At 71.3% G+C, this 18668-nt stretch carries 18 protein-coding genes, 1 tRNA gene and 1 pseudogene; 14 read left to right on the top strand and 6 right to left on the bottom strand.

Annotated features, from left to right (window positions below; genetic code table 11):
- The 7 genes from D9R02_RS07995 to D9R02_RS07965 all read left to right on the top strand — a co-directional run.
- On the top strand, positions 1 to 562 hold a 562-nt coding region (locus D9R02_RS07995; RefSeq protein WP_147435338.1), incomplete at its 5' end, for an FtsB family cell division protein.
- Positions 559 to 1104 carry a DUF501 domain-containing protein gene (locus D9R02_RS07990; protein ID WP_019310191.1) on the top strand — a complete coding sequence of 182 codons (546 nt, stop codon included), beginning with the start codon at positions 559 to 561 and terminating at the stop codon, positions 1102 to 1104. The genes D9R02_RS07995 and D9R02_RS07990, both read left to right, overlap by 4 nt.
- A gap of 44 nt (positions 1105 to 1148) precedes the next feature.
- Positions 1149 to 2099 carry a Ppx/GppA phosphatase family protein gene (locus D9R02_RS07985; protein ID WP_070636192.1) on the top strand — a complete coding sequence of 317 codons (951 nt, stop codon included), beginning with the start codon at positions 1149 to 1151 and terminating at the stop codon, positions 2097 to 2099.
- 78 nt (positions 2100 to 2177) lie between these two features.
- On the top strand, positions 2178 to 3536 hold the full coding sequence (locus D9R02_RS07980) for a S8 family serine peptidase (protein WP_070636194.1): 1359 nt from the start codon (positions 2178 to 2180) through the stop codon (positions 3534 to 3536).
- Between the two features lie 72 nt (positions 3537 to 3608).
- Positions 3609 to 4994 carry an NAD(P)/FAD-dependent oxidoreductase gene (locus D9R02_RS07975; RefSeq protein WP_070636196.1) on the top strand — a complete coding sequence of 462 codons (1386 nt, stop codon included), beginning with the start codon at positions 3609 to 3611 and terminating at the stop codon, positions 4992 to 4994.
- A gap of 71 nt (positions 4995 to 5065) precedes the next feature.
- Positions 5066 to 5139, top strand: a tRNA-Leu gene (locus tag D9R02_RS07970).
- 149 nt (positions 5140 to 5288) lie between these two features.
- Positions 5289 to 6086 carry a Bax inhibitor-1/YccA family protein gene (locus tag D9R02_RS07965; protein ID WP_070636198.1) on the top strand — a complete coding sequence of 266 codons (798 nt, stop codon included), beginning with the start codon at positions 5289 to 5291 and terminating at the stop codon, positions 6084 to 6086.
- A 117-nt stretch (positions 6087 to 6203) separates the two neighbouring features.
- On the opposite strand, the gene D9R02_RS07960 is transcribed toward D9R02_RS07965, so the two are convergent.
- The gene (locus D9R02_RS07960; RefSeq protein ID WP_019310186.1) at positions 6204 to 6806 is read right to left on the bottom strand and encodes a nitroreductase family protein; all 603 of its coding nucleotides are present in this window, start codon (positions 6804 to 6806) and stop codon (positions 6204 to 6206) included.
- Positions 6807 to 6880: 74 nt separating this feature from the next.
- On the opposite strand from D9R02_RS07960, the gene D9R02_RS07955 reads away from it, so the two are divergent.
- Together D9R02_RS07955 and ilvA are read left to right on the top strand one after the other, a co-directional pair.
- Positions 6881 to 8251, top strand: coding sequence for an AI-2E family transporter (locus tag D9R02_RS07955; RefSeq protein WP_121566703.1), 1371 nt, complete (start codon positions 6881 to 6883; stop codon positions 8249 to 8251).
- Between the two features lie 143 nt (positions 8252 to 8394).
- Positions 8395 to 9642: a threonine ammonia-lyase gene (gene ilvA / locus D9R02_RS07950; protein ID WP_039100912.1), complete on the top strand. Its 1248-nt coding sequence runs from the start codon at positions 8395 to 8397 to the stop codon at positions 9640 to 9642.
- A 19-nt stretch (positions 9643 to 9661) separates the two neighbouring features.
- Here ilvA and D9R02_RS07945 read toward each other — a convergent pair whose 3' ends face one another.
- The 3 genes from D9R02_RS07945 to D9R02_RS07935 form a co-directional block, all read right to left on the bottom strand.
- Positions 9662 to 9874 carry a hypothetical protein gene (locus D9R02_RS07945; RefSeq protein WP_019310183.1) on the bottom strand — a complete coding sequence of 71 codons (213 nt, stop codon included), beginning with the start codon at positions 9872 to 9874 and terminating at the stop codon, positions 9662 to 9664.
- 170 nt (positions 9875 to 10044) lie between these two features.
- Positions 10045 to 10542 carry a transcription elongation factor GreA gene (gene greA / locus D9R02_RS07940; protein ID WP_019310182.1) on the bottom strand — a complete coding sequence of 166 codons (498 nt, stop codon included), beginning with the start codon at positions 10540 to 10542 and terminating at the stop codon, positions 10045 to 10047.
- A 165-nt stretch (positions 10543 to 10707) separates the two neighbouring features.
- Positions 10708 to 11196 (bottom strand): DUF4307 domain-containing protein, encoded by a 489-nt coding sequence (locus tag D9R02_RS07935; protein ID WP_019310181.1) that lies wholly within the window; start codon positions 11194 to 11196, stop codon positions 10708 to 10710.
- A gap of 135 nt (positions 11197 to 11331) precedes the next feature.
- Between D9R02_RS07935 and mca the strand changes: the two genes are divergently transcribed.
- The 3 genes from mca (at position 11332) to D9R02_RS07920 (ending at position 15036) form a co-directional block, all read left to right on the top strand.
- Complete coding sequence (gene mca / locus D9R02_RS07930; RefSeq protein ID WP_019310180.1) at positions 11332 to 12246, top strand: mycothiol conjugate amidase Mca; 915 nt, start codon at positions 11332 to 11334, stop codon at positions 12244 to 12246.
- A complete protein-coding gene (locus tag D9R02_RS07925; RefSeq protein ID WP_019310179.1) occupies positions 12243 to 12683 on the top strand; it encodes a hypothetical protein in 441 nt (146 codons plus the stop codon). Before mca ends, D9R02_RS07925 begins: the two co-directional genes overlap by 4 nt.
- A gap of 124 nt (positions 12684 to 12807) precedes the next feature.
- Positions 12808 to 15036, top strand: coding sequence for a thioredoxin domain-containing protein (locus tag D9R02_RS07920; protein WP_121566702.1), 2229 nt, complete (start codon positions 12808 to 12810; stop codon positions 15034 to 15036).
- Positions 15037 to 15048: 12 nt separating this feature from the next.
- Here the strand turns inward: D9R02_RS07920 and trhA are convergent, their stop codons facing one another.
- The gene (gene trhA / locus D9R02_RS07915) at positions 15049 to 15756 is read right to left on the bottom strand and encodes a PAQR family membrane homeostasis protein TrhA (RefSeq protein ID WP_082698293.1); all 708 of its coding nucleotides are present in this window, start codon (positions 15754 to 15756) and stop codon (positions 15049 to 15051) included.
- A 136-nt stretch (positions 15757 to 15892) separates the two neighbouring features.
- On the opposite strand from trhA, the gene D9R02_RS07910 reads away from it, so the two are divergent.
- Positions 15893 to 16654, top strand: coding sequence for an isoprenyl transferase (locus tag D9R02_RS07910; protein WP_059280844.1), 762 nt, complete (start codon positions 15893 to 15895; stop codon positions 16652 to 16654).
- 222 nt (positions 16655 to 16876) lie between these two features.
- Complete coding sequence (phoH2, locus tag D9R02_RS07905; protein ID WP_223110450.1) at positions 16877 to 18319, top strand: RNA 5'-3' helicase PhoH2; 1443 nt, start codon at positions 16877 to 16879, stop codon at positions 18317 to 18319.
- A 136-nt stretch (positions 18320 to 18455) separates the two neighbouring features.
- Here phoH2 and D9R02_RS07900 read toward each other — a convergent pair.
- Positions 18456 to 18668: pseudogene (locus D9R02_RS07900) on the bottom strand (hypothetical protein); the annotation flags it as partial.

Raw genomic sequence — 18668 nt, 5'->3', positions numbered from 1 at the left:
CCCCCGGATCCCCCGACGCACACCGCGCCCCGCGCAGCAGGCCCCTCGGGCCGAGCGACCGGACCCGCGCCGCGACGCCGCACCGCGTCCCGAGCGCTCCGCGGGAGGCTCGTCCACGCTGGCGGCGCCCACGCCCGCGCACTCGTTCAACGGGCGCCTGGTGGCCCTGGTCGTCGTGGCCACGCTGATCGTGTTCCTGGCCGCGCCCACCGCCAAGATCTTCCTGGACCAGCGGGCGCAGATCTCCGAGCTGCAGGCGAGCATCGCCCACGAGGAACAGCGCCAGCAGGAGCTCAAGCGCGAGGAGCAGCTCTGGGGGGACGACGCCTACGTGGAGCAGCAGGCCCGGGAGCGGATGTCCTACGTGAAGCCCGGTGAGAGCGCCTACGTGGTGCTCGGCGGGCAGCAGGAGCTGCACCAGGCCCCGGAGTCCTCGGCCGAGCAGGTCGAGGCCGGCAAGCCCGCGTGGGCTGACGGGCTCTGGCAGTCGGTGCTCGACTCCGCCTACCCCCAGGAGGACATCACCCTGGAACCGCAACCGGACGAAAGCAGTGAGAAGTGACCGCACCGCACGACCCGACCGTCACGCCACAGGACCTCACCGTGGTGGGAGCCCAGCTCGGGAGGCCGGCCCGGGACGTCGTGGAGATCGCGGCGCGCTGCGTGTGCGGCAACCCCCTCGTGGTGGCCACGGCCCCGCGGCTGAGCAACGGCACCCCGTTCCCCACGGTCTTCTACCTGACCCACCCGGTGGTCACCGCCGCCGTGTCCCGGCTCGAGGCGGAGGGCGCCATGTACGCGATGTCCGACCGCGTGGCCCAGGACCCGGAGCTCGCCGAGCAGCACCGCGCTGCGCACGAGGACTACCTTGCCCAGCGGCGTCGTGTGGGCGAGCTCGCGGGCACCGGTGACGTCCCGGAGATCGAGGGGATCTCGGCCGGTGGGATGCCCACCCGGGTGAAGTGCCTGCACGTGCTCGTGGGCCACAGCCTGGCCGCGGGCCCCGGTGTGAACCCGCTCGGGGACGAGACCCTCGAGACCATCTCCGGGACGTGGACGCCGCAGCGCTGCGCGTGCGACCCCGCGTGGCGCGACGCAGCCTGACGCGCCGGACCCCTGCCCCCTTCGACACGAGGATCTCTGCTGCCATGCGCGTTGCTGCCATCGACTGCGGTACCAACTCCATCCGACTGCTCATCGCCGACGTGGTGACCCGCGAGCACCACCCCGCCCTGAAGGACGTGGTGCGCGAGATGCGCATCGTGCGCCTGGGTCAGGGTGTGGACGCCACGGGGTGGCTCGCCGAGGCCGCTCTCGAGCGCACGTTCGCCGCCGTGGACGAGTACGCCGCCCTGATCACCGAGCACGGTGCGGACAGGGTGCGTTTCGTGGCCACCTCCGCCACCCGGGACGCCGGCAACCGGGACGTGTTCGTGGCGGGCATCCGCTCCCGGCTGGGCGTGGTTCCTGAGGTCGTCAGCGGCGACGAGGAGGCCGCCCTGTCCTTCCGGGGCGCACTCAACGCGGCCCCGGGCCTGGACCCCGCGGACCGGGTGCTCGTGGTGGACGTGGGCGGCGGTTCCACGGAGTGCGTGCTGGGCACCCCCCGCGAGGTGCTGGCCGCCCGCAGCGTGGACGTGGGGTGCGTGCGCATGACGGAGCGCCACCTGGGCTCCAACCCTCCCACCGAGGAGCAGCAGGCCCACGTGCTCCGGGACGTCGACGAGGCCATGGACGTGGTGGCACGCACGGTCCCCCTGGAGCAGACCACCCGCCTGGTGGGAGTGGCGGGCACCGTCACCACCGTCACGGCCATGGCCATGGGTCTCAAGCACTACGACCCCGACCGCATCAACGGGACGGTGCTGGACGTCGCGGACGTGGACCGCGCGTGCCGGGAGCTCACCGCCATGACCCGCAAGCAGCGGGCACGCCTGGGCTTCATGCACGAGGGCCGGGTGGACGTGATCGGGGCCGGAGCGCTCGTGTGGCGCCGCGTCGTCGAGCGCGTGGCCCGGGCAACGGACGGCCGGGTCGACACCGTGACCGCGAGCGAGCACGACATCCTGGACGGCATCGGCCTGTCGCTGGTGTCCTGACACCCGACACCTGACACCCGGCACCGCCGGGACCACCCGCGGCACGGACGGCGGGACACACGAGGAGACACGACGGACATGACCGGTGGATCGAGAACGCGCCGCGCGCTCGCGGGGTCGGCGGCGGCGCTGCTGCTCTCGGGAGCCACGCTCGCTCCCGCGCTGGCACAGGACCCCGCGGTCCCCGCGCCAGCACCGTCCGTCCCGGTGGAGACCCCGGTGCAGCCCCCGCCCGCCGGTGGCAAGCCCCCGGTGGACGGGGCGGACATCCAGCAGAGCGAGTACTGGCTGGACGACTACGGGGTGCGCGACGCCTGGAAGCAGTCCACGGGCAAGGGCGTGAAGATCGCGGTGATCGACACGGGCGTGGACGGTGGCCACCAGGACCTCGCCGGCGGCGTGCTGCCGGGTGCGGACGCGTCCGCCGCCGGCCAGTCCGACGGCCAGAAGGGCCTCGGTGCCGAGCCCGAGCACGGAACCCTCGTCTCGTCCCTCGCGGCCGGACGCGGTCACGGGGCCCCGAACGAGAACGGCCCGGGCCACCAGGAGGGAATCCTCGGGGTGGCTCCAGACGCGGAGATCCTGCCGGTCTCCCTGTGGCTCGGCAACGAGCAGCCCGGTGTCAAGGACGTCAACGAGCAGATCCCCGAGGCCGTCCGGTGGGCCGTGGACCACGGCGCGGACGTGATCAACATGTCCGTGGGCTCCGACTCCACCTCCTGGCCGCAGTCCTGGGACTCCGCGTTCGCGTACGCGGAGGAGAAGGACGTGCTGGTGGTCGCCGCGGCGGGCAACAGGGGCTCCGGACTGAACCAGGTGGGCGCACCGGCCACCATCCCGGGCGTGGTGTCCGTGGGGGGCGTAGACCGTTCGGGCAGGGCCAGCTGGGACTCGTCCTCCCAGGGCATCTCGATCGCCGTGGCCGGTCCCAGTGAGGACATGGTGGGCGCGATGCCCGGTGACGGCTACGCGCAGTGGTCCGGCACCTCCGCCACCGCACCCCTCGTGGCGGGAACGGCGGCTCTGGTCATGGAGCAGCACCCGGAGCTCACGGCCGAGCAGGTCACGCAGCGCATCGTGAAGACCGCGCACGACGCGGGGGAGAAGGGCAAGGACCCGATCTACGGCTACGGGGTGCTGGACGTGCGCGCGGCCGTGCTCGACGACGTCGAGACCCCGGACGAGAACCCCATGGGCAGCGTGCGGCACTGGATCGACCAGAACCGTCCGCGCAGCGGCTCTGCCGCACCCACGGCCACCTCCGGCACCACGGACGGGGACACCCGGCAGGTCACCCAGGAGGCCACCCCGCCGGTCGCACAGGCACCGCTCAACGAGACCGGGGCGCTGCCGGTCGTGGTGCTCGCGTCCTTTGGGCTGGTGGTGACCGCTCTGACCGTGGCCGCCGTCCTGCACATCCGCCGGCTCTCCCGCTGATTTCACGATCAGCACACTTCCCGGCCGTCACACCGCCAGCGAAAGCCCGGCACCGTGGGTAAACTCGGGGGCATGGCTTTCAATCAACTTGCTAAGGACCGACCGCGCCTTCTCATCGTGGGTGGCGGCTACGTCGGCTTCACCCTCGCCCAGAAGCTGCAGACTCGCATCAAGGAGTCGGGCGGCGTGGTCACGGTGGTGGACCCCAACCCGTACATGACCTACCTCCCGTTCCTGCCGGAGGTTGCGGCGGGCAACATCGACGCCCGTTCCGCCGTCATCTCCCACCGCCAGCACCTCGGTGACTGCGAGCTGGTCGGCGGCCGCGTGGAGCACATCGACCACGCCTCGCACACGGTCACCGTGCGCGGGATCGACGAGGGCCCGGAGTTCCAGCTGCCCTACGACGAGATCGTGATCGCCGGTGGCTCCACCACCCGCACGTTCCCCATCCCGGGGCTCGCGGAGAAGGCCATTGGCATGAAGACCATCGAAGAGGCCGTGTCGGTGCGCAACTGGGTGCTCGAGCGCATCGAGGTCGCCTCCCTCACCGACAGCGAGGAGGAGAAGCGCAAGGCGCTGACCTTCATCGTGGTGGGCGGCGGATACGCCGGCTCGGAGTCCATCGCGGAGCTCGAGGACATGGCCCGCACCGCCGTGGAGCGCAACGACCGCCTGCGCGTCTCTGACCTGCGCTTCGTGCTCGTGGAGGCCATGGGCCGGATCATGCCTGAGGTCTCCAAGGACCGCGCCGAGAAGGTCGTCGCCGAGATGCGCGCCCGCGGCATCGAGGTCCTCCTCAACACCTCCATCTCCGAGGTGGACGGGGACGTCGTGAAGCTCATCAACATGGGCGACAAGTCCCCGGCCGGCGAGGTGGCCACCGACACCCTGATCTGGTGTGCCGGAGTGGCGGCCTCCGGCTTCGCCAAGAACAGCGACCTCCCGGTGGACGAGCGCGGCCGCGTGCGCGTGGGCGCGGACCTGCGGGTCACCGGTGACGACGGGCCCCTCGAGGGTGCCTGGGCCGCCGGCGACATCGCCGCCGTCCCGGACCTCACGGGCTCCGGCCCCGGCGGGTTCTGCGTCCCGAACGCCCAGCACGCCGTGCGTCAGGCCGCCACCATGGCCAAGAACATCATGGCGGCCCACCAGGGCGAGGCGCTGGAGGACTACTACCACGAGAACCTCGGTTCCGTGGCGGGGCTGGGCCTCTACAAGGGGGCGGCCACCATCCGCGGCGTGGACCTCGGCGGGCTGCCCGCCTGGACCATGCACCGGCTCTACCACGGCTACGCGATCCCCACCGTGGAGCGCAAGGTCCGTGTGTTCACGGAGTGGGGCATCAACATGCTCTTCGGCCGCGACACCACCGCTCTGCGCCACCTGCGGGAGCCGCGCAGCGCGTTCCTCCAGGCCGCAGGCAAGCGCGAGTCCGCGGGGAAGGCCCAGCTCTAGGGATCTTCCGCACGGAAGCAGACGTTCAGCGGTGGGGTCGCACTCGAGGCGACCCCACCGCCGTCGTTGCCGCCCCCATAGCCCAACCGGCAGAGGCAGCGGACTTAAAATCCGCTCAGTGTGGGTTCGAATCCCACTGGGGGCACCCGACCGCCGGTCCCGACCAGCCCGCGCGGCTCTGGACCTGGCAGCTGGCCCTGAACCTGGTGATCCTGCGCTGAAGCGCGCAGTGGCGCGCAGGTGCCGCTGATAGCCTGGGGCAACAGCTCGACTACGCCCTCGAAAGGACGTCACATGGCCGGCGGAAACCCCCTCCTGCGCGACTTCGACAGGAAGAACGCGACCACCCCGGGGTCCTACCAGGATTCCCGCTACTCACCCGAGCAGCTCGAGCGCATGTACAACGCGCCCGCTGCGGGACCCGCGCAGACGGGACGCATGAGCTACGACGACGTCGTGATGCGCACCTCGCTCGTGCTGGCGTGCGTGATCGCCGGTGCGGCGGCGGGCTGGTTCATGCCTGTCCTGTCCTTCCCCGGCGCACTGGTGGGCCTGGTGCTCGGTCTGGTCAACTCGTTCAAGCGCGAGCCCAGCCCCGTGCTCATCATCCTCTACGCCCTGGCCGAGGGCATGTTCCTGGGCGGGTTCTCCATGATGATGGAGGCCGCGTACCCGGGGATCGTGGTGCAGGCAGTGATCGGCACCCTGGCCGTGTTCGTCTCCGTCCTGGTGCTCTACAAGGTCGGTGTGCTGCGGTCGTCCCCGCGCGTGACCAAGTTCTTCATGGTCGCCCTCATGGCCTACGCCATCTTCGCGCTGGTCAACCTGGGCACGAGCCTCATCGGCGGCTTCGACATGCGCTCCGAGGTCTCCATCATGGGCATCCCGCTGGGGCTGGTCGTGGGGGCCGTGGCCATCCTGCTGGCGGCCTACAGCTTCGTGCTGGACTTCGAGAACATCAGCGACGGCGTCTCCCGCGGGATCCCCCAGAAGGCCGCGTGGACCGCGGCTTTCGGGCTGACCGTGACCCTGATCTGGGCGTACGTGGAGATCCTGCGCGTGCTCTCGATCATCCGCTCCATGAGCGACTGACCTCGCAACAGGACTCGGAGCCGCCGCTGCGGATCTGAGCCACCACAGACCACGGCGGCCCGGTGCACTCCAGCACCGGGCCGCCGTGGTCTTGTCGTGGGTTCCGTCCGTGGCGGCTCAGATCCAGCTGATCTCCAGCTCGCGCGGCGGCAGGTTGATGGCCCTGGCCGGCACGCTGTCGGATGCCGCGCGGCCCACGAACAGCCAGCCGAGCACCTCCTCGTGCTCGTCCAGCGAGTAGAAGTCACGGATCAGCTCGCGGTCGAAGGGTTCACGCTGGGACCACATGGTGGCCCAGCCCTGCGCGTAGAACGCGGCTTCCAGCACACCGCGTGCCGCGTGGACCTGACCCCGCTGGTCCTTCTTGGACTCCGGGAGCTCGGGATGGTGCCGGAAGATCAGCGCCAGGGCCACCCCGCCCCGGGACGCCCACTGCAGGCTGCCGCGGTAGGCGGCGAGCACGCGGATCTTCTTGCCCTTCAACCGGGGCACCGGGCCGGTGAGGTTGGGCACCGAGGTGAGCCCGGCCATCGCGGCGGCCAGCAGGGAGGCTGACCTGCGGTTGGTCACGGCCACCCGCCACCCCGTGGGGCGGTCGTCGTACTTGGCGCCGGCAGCGGCTCTCAGCACGGCCTCGAGGTCCTCGGGCCGGGGACTCTCCTGGGTGAGCAGACTCGCGGGGCGGCGCTGGGCCAGGACACGCAGCAGTGTGGTGGACATGACAGCCATCTTGTCATCCTCGGTTCTTGTTCGCGTGTATCTGGGGCGCGCGCAATGGTGCGATGATAGTGCGCATGTCATCCAGTGTTCCGACGTCGCACGCGGGCTCACCCCCGGGCCGCGCCTCAGACGTCCCCCAGTCGAATCCCGTGCCCATCGCCGATGCCGAGACCATGGTCACCACGCCCGTTCGGATCGCCGCGGCGTGGTCCTGGCGCGTCCTGCTGATCATCGCCGGGGTGGGTGTGATCGGCTGGCTGCTGAGCCACGTGACCACCGTCCTGATCCCGGTTCTGCTGGCGGCACTGGCCGCCGGGCTGCTGTCGCCCGCCGTGCGGTGGCTGCGCTCCAAGGGGATCCCGGCGGCGTTCGCGGCCATCACGGTGGAGCTGGGCCTCATCCTGCTGGTCCTGGGGCTGCTGACGCTCGCGGGTCAGCAGATCATCGTGGGCTTCGCGCAGCTCTCCAGCAACGTGGTGGCGGGCTTCCAGCAGCTCATGGGCATGCTCGAGGACAGCCGCCTGAACATCTCCACCGACACCATCAACCAGTGGTTCTCGGAGCTCGGCAGCACCCTGCAGGCCAACTCGGACGCGATCCTCTCCGGGGCCATGAAGTTCGGCTCCACCGCGAGCAACATCGTGACCGGCACCGTCATCGCGCTGTTCGTGCTGCTGTTCTTCCTCATGGACGGGGAGAGCATCTGGCTCTTCCTGGTGAAGCTCTTCCCGCGTCGGGCCCGTCCGGCCGTCAACGGGGCGGGCCGCAAGGGCTGGATCTCCCTGGCGCAGTACGTGCGGATCCAGGTGTTCGTGGCCTTCGTGGACGCCGTGGGCATCGGCCTCGGAGCGTTCCTGCTGCACGTGCCCCTGGCGCTGCCGATCGGCGTCCTGGTGTTCCTGGCCTCGTTCATCCCCATCGTGGGTGCGGTGCTGACCGGAGCCGTGGCGGTCCTGGTGGCGCTCGTGGCGGTCAGCCCCGGTATCGCCCTGGCCATGCTGCTGGTGGTCCTGGCCGTGCAGCAGATCGAGTCCAACATCCTGCAGCCCCTGGTGATGGGCAAGGCGGTCTCGCTGCACCCCGTGGCGGTCTTCCTGGCGGTGGCCGCCGGCAGCGTGCTCTTCGGGATCATCGGCGCCCTGTTCGCCGTGCCGCTGATGGCCATCCTCAACACGATCATCCGCTACCTGGCCGGCCGGGCGTGGGAGCACGACGACGAGATCGCCTGGGAGCCGTTCCTGTACCCGCGTGAGATCAAGAAGGCCGCCAGGAAGAAGAACCTCTCCAGCGAGCAGATCATGGCGCAGCTGCAGCGGTTCCGCGGCAAGCGCCACCGTGAGCGCGAGAGCGAGGAGCGCAAGCGCGAGGAGAAGCACAAGAAGGAGACCGAGCACAACGCGAGCATCGAGCAGCGTTCTCCGGGTGAGGACCAGCCGCTGCGCTGACGCACCGGTGCCATAGCATGGAACGCGGCGTCCCCATCTGCGGGCGCCGCGTTCTGCGTTCCTCCACGACGCCGCCCGCCGCGATCCGGCCGCGCGCGGGGAGCGGCAAGCCTCACGAACCGGCAACGACGAAGGAATTCCCTGTGGGCCACAATGCACTGCCCGTTTCCGCCACGGACGTCCACGACGCCGCGCAGCTGCTGGACGGCATCATCGAGCGCACCCCGCTGGCCCACTCCCGCGCCCTGTCGCGCATGCTGGGCTCCGAGGTGTACCTCAAGTGCGAGAACCTGCAGCGCGCGGGCTCGTTCAAGGCGCGGGGCGCCTACGTGCGCATGGCGCAGCTCAGCGAGGACGAGAAGCGCAGGGGTGTGGTGGCGGCGTCGGCGGGCAACCACGCGCAGGGAGTGGCGCTCGCCGCGGCAAAACTGGGGATCACCGCGCGGATCTACATGCCCCGCGGAGCGGCCCTGCCCAAGATCGCGGCCACGCAGGACCACGGCGCGGAGGTGGTCCTGCACGGCTCCTCCGTGGACGAGGCCCTCGCGGAGGCGCAGCGCTTCGCGGACGAGACCGGTGCGGTGTTCGTCCACCCGTTCGACCACGTGGACATCATCGCCGGACAGGGCACCATCGGGCTGGAGATCCTGGACCAGCTGCCCACGGTGGACACGGTGATCGCCGGGGTTGGGGGCGGTGGCCTGCTGGCCGGGCTGTCCGTGGCCGTCAAGGCGAAGGCCGAGCAGCAGGGGAGGAACATCCGGGTGATCGGGGTCCAGGCGGAGAACGCCGCGGCCTATCCGCCGTCCCTCGCGGGAGACGCGATCGTGACACTGTCCAAGGTGTCCACGATCGCGGACGGCATCGCGGTGGGTCGCCCCGGCCAGTTGCCGTTCCGGATCATCCGGGAGCTCGCGGACGACGTGGTCACGGTGTCCGAGGACTCCCTCTCCCAGGCCCTGATCTTCATGCTCGAGCGCAACAAGATGGTGGTGGAGCCGGCCGGTGCCGTGGGCGTGGCGGCCATCCTCGAGGGCGAGCTGAAGCGGACCCACCCAGAGCTCGGAACCACCGTGGTGCTGCTCTCCGGGGGCAACATCGACCCCATGCTCATGCTCAAGGTGATCCAGCGCGGACTGTCCGCGGCCGGACGCTACATGACCATCAAGATGATGCTCACGGACCGCCCCGGCGAGCTCGCCCAGATCTCCAAGATCATCGCGGACATGGATGCCAACGTCACCGGTGTGAACCACACGCGGATCGGGGGATCACTGTCCATGGGGGACGTGTCCATCACCATCGACATGGAGACCAAGGGGCACGCGCACTGCGACCAGGTGATCGCGGCCCTCGAGACGCACGGGTACCACCCGGTCATCGTGCACTGACGCGCCCGGTGGGGGAGCGCTAGCGGCGTCGCCCCCGCGCGGTGAAGAACGTGAGCAGGGCGGACGCGAACGTGGCCACGAAGAGGATGTTGCGCAGACCGCCCGTGGCGTTGAGCGAGGGATTGCCCTGGCCCAGGACGTGGACGACGATTGCCGCCACGGCCAGCAGCGCCGTGAGGACGATCAACGGCGTGGTCCAGGGTGCCGGGCTGCGATTCCAGTGGGTGACCACGGTCGGGCTCCTCTCGGGGACGTGACAGGTGATGGCACGATCCTACGGGGCGCGCCTGCGGGAACCGTGGGAACCGGGGCGTGGTGGGCGGCGGCACCACCCGGGTACGCGAAAGGCCACCCCGCCGTGGCGAGGTGGCCTCCGGGGACCCGCGGAGGGGTCGGGGTGGCTCAGCGGCTGAAGGGCTTGGCCTTGAGGATCTTCACCGTGATGTCCTTGCCGTTGGGGGCCTGGTAGCTCACGGTCTCACCCACCTTGTGGCCGTTGATCGCGGCACCCATGGGGGAGCGCTCGGAGAAGACCTCCAGGTCCTCGCCGCCGGTGAGGTCCTCGGCGACCTCGCGGGATCCCATGAGGAAGGTCATCTCGTCCCCGGCGATCTCGGCGGTCACGACCATCCCGGCCTCGATGATGCCGTCGTCTGCGGGGGCCTCGCCCACCTGGGCGTTCTCGAGCAGCTGGGTCAGCTGCACGATGCGGCCCTCGTTCTTGCCCTGCTCCTCACGGGCGGCGTGGTAGCCGCCGTTCTCCTTGAGGTCTCCCTCGGAGCGCGCCTGTTCGATCCGGTCCACGATCTCCTGGCGGTAGGGCCCGGCGATGTAGTCGAGCTCCTTCTTGAGCCGGTCGTACGCTTCCTGGGTGAGCCAGGCTCCCTCTTGTGCAGGCACTGTGCCTCCGTTCTCCGGTGTCCGTCGCCCTGACGGTCACGTGTGAAAAACCCCGCCCCGGGGCGAGCCGTGTGGCCCAGCGCTTCCGGGTCGGGGATGTGGTCTTCGGGCAAGTGTAGAGGACGCTGCGCCCGCACCCCAAAGTGACGCGGGGCACTCGGTGCGTCAGCCGGAGGTGTTCCAGCAGGAGTCCACGCCCGCGGTGTTGGCCAGGTTGGTGGTGCGCACGGGCACCCGGTGGGTGCTGGTGCGGCCGTTGAGCTCGTCCTCGGGGACGTGGCCGATCGTGACCTCGTTCCACCCCACCACGGCGTACTGCTCGTTCAGCGCCTGCACGGCGCACGTGACGGTCTGGTCCGGGTCCTTGGTGAGGTCGAAGTCCGCGTAGACCTGCCCGGCGTCCATGATCTTGAAGCTGACGTCCTTGGCCACGGGCTGCTGGGACTCGCCCCGCACGATCCACGTGACGAACAGTGCCGCCACCAGGGTGGCCGCCACCGCAATGAGGATCCAGCCCCTTGCCCCGGGGCCGCGGCGGGGCGTGCCCGCCACGGTGCGGTGGCCCGATCCGTAGCGCTGGGAGAGCACCCGCTCCGTGGCGGGCTCCTCCGGCGTGCGCCGGGCGTCGGAGGGCTGGGAGGTCGCGGAACTCATGGCCTCCACTGTACCCAGCGGGAATGGGTGCGCACTGGGCGGACGGGCCACCGTCCGGCGGGTTCGGGCGGCGTGATCGGCGTAGGATACTGGGGGTTGTCATTTTCGCTTCGACGTCTTGGAGGCATCCGTTCGGTGACGGACTATTCGCAGCTTCGTTTGTTGGCCATCCACGCCCACCCGGACGACGAGTCCAGCAAGGGCGCGGCGACCATGGCCCACTACGCCGGGCTCGGCGCCCGCGTCATGGTGGCCACGTGCACCGGTGGTGAGCGCGGTTCGATCCTCAACGCCGAGATGGAGGGCGACGTCCGGGCCGAGCGGGACCTGCCGGGTCTGCGCCGCCACGAGATGGCCTCGGCCGTGTCCGCTCTGGGAGTCGAGCACCGCTGGATCGGGTTCGTGGACTCCGGGCTGCCGGAGGGCGATCCCCTGCCCCCGCTGCCGTGGGGCTGTTTCGCCCTCCAGCCCCTGCAGCGCGCGGCCGCGCCGCTGGTGCAGCTGGTTCGTGAGTTCCGCCCGCACGTGATCCTGAGCTACGACGAGAACGGCGGGTACCCCCACCCGGACCACATCCAGACGCACAAGGTCTCCATGGAGGCGTACCTGCGCGCAGGAGACCCCGCGGCGTACCCGGGAACGGGGGATCCCTGGACGCCGGCCAAGCTGTACTACGACCGCGCGTTCAACCCGGAGCGCTTCCTGGCCCTGCACGAGGCCCTGGAGGCCCGGGGGCTGACGTCCCCGTACGCGCAGCGCATCGCCGCGATGCAGGAGTCCGATCCCGAGGGCCACCAGCCGCCCGTGCCCCGGCACGAGACCACCACGCAGGTGCGCTGCCCGGAGCAGTTCCCCGCCCGGGACCGCGCGCTGAGCAGCCACCGCACCCAGGTGGATCCCCGCGGCATGTTCTTCGCGGTCTCCGCCGAGACCCAGGCGGAGGTGTGGCCCTGGGAGGACTACACCCTCGCGGAGTCCCGGGTGGAGACCAGCCTGCCGGAGACGGATCTCTTCGCCGGGATCGACCCGACCACGACCCCACGGAAGTGAGTGCCGCCGTGCCCACGCTGCTGACCGTTCTGACCGCCGCGACCCCCGCTCCGAGCCCCGACACCACCCTGAAGCCGGGTCTGGATCCAAGCCAGGTCTCGCCCGGGCTCGTGGGCTTCCTCATGACGTTCGTGCTGACCGCCGCGGTGGTTCTGCTCGTGATCGACTTCAACCGCCGCAACCGCAGGCTGCGCTACCGCGCGCAGTACGCCGAGCAGCGCGCTGCGCAGGAGGAGCAGGCCCAGGGGGCGGCTCCGGCAGCGGAGCACCTCGCCCCCCGCCACGGTGGTGCGGAGCGGACGGCGTCCGCCGGGGACGGTTCGACCGGGGCGCGGTCGGCGAGCGGCCGTCCACACGACGTCGCCCGCCCCCACCGCGGCGACGGCGATGCCGCCCGCCCGGACACCGTCGACGGTTCGGAGCAGCCCCGCTCCTGACGTCCGGGCGGTACCGACCGCGCAGCGCGCCGTCCGTACCGCGAGCATTGGCGCGGGAGCGTTCCGCGCTCCGGCCACCCCGCCGGGTGGGTGGGGTGGCGGGGCGCTGTGAGACGGTGGTGCCATGACGAACCGTCTGGCGCACGCCACCAGCCCGTACCTGCTGCAGCACGCCGAGAACCCCGTGGACTGGTGGGAGTTCTCCCCGGAGGCCTTCGCCGAGGCCCGGGAGCGCGACGTCCCCGTGCTGCTCTCCGTGGGCTACGCGGCGTGCCACTGGTGCCACGTGATGGCCCACGAGTCCTTCGCGGACCCGCAGACCGGGCACCTGGTCAACGAGCACTTCGTGGCCGTCAAGGTGGACCGGGAGCAGCGTCCGGACGTGGACTCGACCTACATGGCGGCCACCCAGCTGCTCACGGGCCAGGGCGGGTGGCCCATGACGGTCTTCCTCACGCCGGAGGGTCGCGCGTTCCACGCCGGGACCTACTTCCCGCCGCGCCCAGTCCAGGGGCGACCGTCCTTCCGGCAGGTGCTCGCCGCCGTCACCGAGGCGTGGACCGAGCGCCGCGACGAGGTGCTGCGGGGCGCGGACCAGGTCACCGAGGCGCTGTCCCGGCACCCCGAGCTCGTGGAACGGATGCTCGCGGAGGCGGGGCCCGCCGTCGTCGTGCCCTCCGGTGGGGAGGCGGACGACGCCGCGGGACGGCTCGTGGGTGCGTGGCTCGACGGCCTGGAGGTGGCGCGCGACGCCGCCCACGAGGGGTTCGGCACGGGCGCCAAGTTCCCGCCGTCCCCGGTGCTCGACGCCCTGACGCGAGTGGCGCGGGTGCCCTCACCGGAGACGACAGGACCCGGCTCGGCTGCCGCGCTCGGGCAGCCCGGTGCCGATTCGCGCGCCGACGAGGCGGCGGACGCACCGGTTGTCGAGGGCTCCGCCACCGGTCGTGACGGCTCCGGTCGCAGCGGCCCCGAGAACGGGTCGACCGGTTCCGCGCACGCGGCCGCCGAGCAGCGCCGACGGTCCGCGCGCGAGCTGCTGTGCGCCACCCTGGACGCGATCGTGCGGGGTGCTCTGCAGGACCACGTGGGCGGCGGATTCTTCCGCTACTCGGTGACCCCGGACTGGTCCCTGCCGCACTTCGAGAAGATGCTCTACGACAACGCCCAGCTGCTGCGCGTGCTCGCCCGCACCGTGGAGCTGCTGGAACGCGACGGCACGGACCCGGCGCGCGCGGCCCGGTACCGCAGGGCCGCCGAAGCCCTCGTCGAGTGGCTGCACCGCGAGATGATCACGGGAGAGGGTGCCTTCGCGGCCGCGCTGGACGCGGACAGCACCCCCGCCGCGGACGAGCCGCACGCCGAGCGGGAGGGCGCCTACTACACCTTTGCGCGCGACCGGGGCCCCCGGAGCGGAGCGGACCGGGGACACCCCGAGCCCGTCACCGCGAGCTGGGGCGAGGCCGGGGCCCTCACGGGAATCCTCGACGAGAGCGTGCGGCACGAGCTGTGGGAACGACGCGTGGCGCGCGAGGCACCCCACCGGGACGACAAGGTGGTCACCGCCTGGAACGGCATGATGGTCACGGGTCTCGCGGAGGCGGCGGTGCTGCTCGACCGGCCGCAGTGGCTGGAGACGGCGGGCACGGCGGCGCAGTTCCTGTGGGAGCGGCACTGGGACCCCGAGCGGGGGACGCTCGCGCGGACCTCGCGCGGCGACGTCGCGGACCCCCACGAGGGCGCGCTCGAGGACCACGCGTGCTTCGGGGCGGGACTGCTCGCCCTGTACCGCGCCACGGGGGACACCACGTGGTACGAGCGCAGCTGCGAGATCGCGGACGTGACGGTCCGGCGCTTCCTGCGGGGCGGTCGCGTGCTCGAGACCGCGGAGCTGGACGACACGCTCGCGGCGGCCGGTGCCACGGGGCGCGCCGAGCCGTTCGACGACGTCGCCGCGTCCAGCGCCGCCGTGCTTGGCCGGTGGCTCTCGGAGCTGTCCCGGCCCGAGGTGGGCGGGCGCGAGAGCGGGGACGTGGTCGCCGCGGTGACGGCGGCGGCCACGGGTGTGGTGCTCAAGGCACCCACGGCCGCCGGTGGGATGGTCTCCGCGGTGCTGGCGGGGGAGCAGCCGCCGCAGCTGCTGCAGGTGGCGGACGCCTCCCCGGAGCAGTGGCGCGAGGTGCTGGAGGGCGTGGGCGCCGCCCGCGTGCTGAACACCCTCGCCCTGGAGTCCCGTGTGGCACCGTACGGCGCGCCGCAGGACACCGGCTCCGGGTTCACCGTGTGGCGGTGCCGGGACGGGCGGTGCGAGCTGCCCGTGCACTCGGTCGAGGAGCTGCTGCGCCGGCTCTGAGCGGTGCTCGGTTCAGGACGCGAACATGGCGAGCATGATCGAGATGTAGTGGCACACGAAGCCCACGATGGTGCACGCGTGGAAGACCTCGTGGAAGCTGAACGTTGCGGGGCGCAGCCGCGGCCACTTGGTGGCGTAGCAGACGGCGCCGGCGATGTACGCGGCGCCGCCGCAGATCAGCAGCACCGTGGCCGGGACGTTCACCGCGAAGAACGCGGGCAGGTACAGCAGGGCGATGCACCCCATGACCACGTAGAGCGGGGTGTACAGCCACCGGGGCGCACCCAGCCAGAACACCCGGAAGAGCACGAGCAGCGCGCCGATGGACCAGATCACGGCGAGCAGCACGGTGGCCGGGCCGCTGGGCAGGAAGCTCACGGCCAGCGGGGTGTAGGTGCCGGCGATGATCAGGGCGATGTTGGAGTGGTCCAGTCTGCGCAGCACCGCGTTCATGCGGGCGCCCCAGTAGAAGCGGTGGTAGATGGCAGAGGTCCCGAACAGCATCACGGCAGTGATCGTGTAGACCAGGCACGCCAGGCGCAGCTGCAGCGTGGGTGCCACCACGATGGCCACGACCCCCATGGCGATCGCGAACGGGCTGAAGCCAGCGTGGATCCACCCGCGCCAGGCGGGCTTCTTCTCCACCGTGAGCTCGCCGTGGCGGGTGTGTCGGACCACGGTGGGGGGTGCGGGGGTCTGGGCCGCACGATCTTCTCGCATGCTGGGTACCACTGCCTTCCAGGACGGCCCGGACTGCGCCGGGGCGGTGGGGCGCTGCTGGACTGCGCTTGACCTACGGGTAGTTTAGAACGTGTGGAACCACGCAGGCCGACGCGAAGCAGGGGGTAGGAACGCCGTGAAGCTCCCCCGAGTGCTGTACTCCTTCTACGAGCATCGCCTGGCCCGCACCCTCGCACCCGAGGAGCTGCCCCACCACGTGGGTGTGCTGGTGGACGGCAACCGACGCTGGGCCAAGCAGTTCGGGGCCACCACGGAGGAGGGCCACCGGGCCGGGGCGCGCAAGATCGTGGAGTTCCTGCGCTGGTGCCACGAGCTCGACGTCCAGGTGGTCACCCTCTACATCCTCTCCACGGAGAATCTCAACCGCCCGCCCGAGGAGCTCGAGGCGCTGCTGGACATCATCACCCAGCTCATGTGCGAGCTGCAGGACGAGGGCATCTGCCGCATCCAGCCGGTGGGCGCACTGTCCACGCTGCCTGCGGCGCTGCAGGAGCAGCTCGAGTGCAGCGCCCGCAGGACCGCCGACAACCCCGGGCCGCACCTCAACATCGCGGTGGGCTACGGCGGGCGCCAGGAGATCGTGGACGCGGTGCGCGAGGTCCTCGCGGACGCCGCCGCCCGGGGGGAGTCCCTCACGGGGATGGCCGAGTCGCTGAGCGTGGAGCACATCTCCGACCACCTCTACACGCGGGGGCAGCCGGACCCGGACCTCTTGATCCGCACCTCCGGCGAGCAGCGGCTCTCGGGCTTCCTGATGTGGCAGTCCGCCTACAGCGAGTTCTACTTCTGCGAGGCCCTGTGGCCGGACTTCCGCCGCGTGGACTTCCTGCGGGCGCTGCGGGACTACGCCCGCCGCCAGCGCCGCTTCGGGGGCTGACGGGCGGCGCACCGTTCCGGCCCGCGGAGGCGTTCACCGATCCGTGGGTGCGGTCATCGGACACGGGCGTTCACCGTGGTTCCCACGGGGATGCCGGGCGGTGCCGTTTCCACGGCGGATGTTCACGCCTCGTTCACCGCGGGGCCGGGGCGCTCTTCCTCTCGGCTCCTAGCGTGGAACCACCCGGCACGTGCCGGCCCGAACCCGCGTGGAAAGGCCCCCATGAGCAGCGACACCTCCGTGGCACCCGTTCGTTCCGCAGGACTTCCCGGCCAGGACGCACCCGTGGGGATCGCGCCTTCCGCCGGGGCCTCCGGTTCCCCGGTGGACCCGAGCGGCCTGGCCGGAGCAGCGCAGCCCGCGGACACAGCCCGCGCGGTGCGCAGCTACGTGATCGACACCTCCGTGCTGCTCTCGGATCCGCGGGCCCTGCTGCGCTTCGCGGAGCACCGTGTGGTGGTGCCCATGGTGGTGATCACCGAGCTCGAGGCCAAGCGTCACGACCCGGATCTGGGCTACTTCGCGCGCAAGGCGCTGCGGCTGCTCGACGACCTCCGCGTGACCCACGGCGGGCTGGACCGCCCCGTGGAGCTCCCGGGTGGTGGGTGCCTGGCGGTGGAGCTCAACCACGTGGCGGACACGGTGCTGCCCCAGAGCTTCCGGCTCAAGGACAACGACTCCCGCATCCTCTCGGTGGCCGCGAACCTCGCGCAGGAGGGTCACGACGTGTGTGTGGTCTCCAAGGACCTCCCGATGCGCGTCAAGGCCTCCGCCCTGGGTCTGGCTGCGGACGAGTACCGTGCCGAGTGGCTGGGCGGGGACGACGAGTACACAGGCGTGGCCCAGCTGGACGTCCCGGACGACGTCGTCTCCGGGCTCTACCTGGACGGGCACGCGGAGGTGGAGGGGGCCCGTGAACTGCCCGTGAACACCGGCCTCGTGGTGCGCTCCTCCGCAGGCAGCGCGCTGGCCCGAGTGCAGCGCGACGGGCAGGCGCGGGTGGTGGCCGCGGACAAGGACGTCTTCGGCGTGCAGGGCCGTTCCGCGGAGCAGCGCCTGGCGATCGACCTGCTGCTGGACCCCTCCGTGGGGATCGTGTCCCTGGGCGGGCGCGCGGGCACGGGAAAGTCCGCGCTCGCGCTGTGCGCTGGGCTCGAGACCGTGCTGGAGCGCCGCGAGCACCGCCGCATCATGGTCTTCCGCCCCCTCTACGCGGTGGGCGGCCAGGACCTCGGCTACCTGCCTGGCACCGAGGAGGAGAAGATGAACCCGTGGGGCCAGGCGGTCTTCGACACCCTCTCCGCTGTGGTCTCCCCGGCCGTGGTGGACGACGTCGTGGCGCGCGGCATGCTCGAGGTGCTGCCTCTGACCCACATCCGTGGGCGCTCGCTGCACGACGCATGGGTGATCGTGGACGAGGCCCAGTCCCTCGAGCGCAACGTGCTGCTCACGGCGCTGTCCCGGATCGGGCAGAACTCCAAGGTGGTGCTCACCCACGACGTGGCCCAGCGGGACAACCTGCGGGTGGGCCGCCACGACGGCGTCATGGCCGTGGTCGAGGCGCTCAAGGGCCAGGAGCTGTTCGGCCACGTGACCCTCACCCGGTCGGAGCGCTCGCCCATTGCCGCGCTCGTCACGGACGTCCTGGAGCGTCACGACGTGTGACGCGCTCCGTGCGCGGACGGCCGCGGCGGCGTCGGGCGGGGGACGACGCCGCCCGGTCCGGTGGGAGGGGAGCGGCGCACCCTCGGCGTCCCCCACGGCCGCGGTGCCGAGTGTGGGACTGCACGTTGCGGTGCGGCTACGAGGCGGCCACGGGCCAGGGCACGTGGCGGGAGACGTCCGTGAGGTCGAAGTCCTGGCGGGTGAAGAGGTCGTCCAGCATGTACTCGTCCACCGCCTCGATCACGAGCCGGTGGCCCTGTCCCGCGTACTGGCCCCGGAGCACGTGCGAGTAGACGCACACGCTCGTGGCGGTGTCCACCGCAATGCGTGTGGGGCCAGGGGCCAGGGG

Source organism: Kocuria rhizophila, from assembly GCF_003667225.1.
GTDB lineage: Bacteria > Actinomycetota > Actinomycetes > Actinomycetales > Micrococcaceae > Kocuria > Kocuria rhizophila.
The sequence above is the reverse complement of the archived record's forward strand: the minus strand, read 5'-3'. Positions and strand labels throughout refer to the sequence as shown.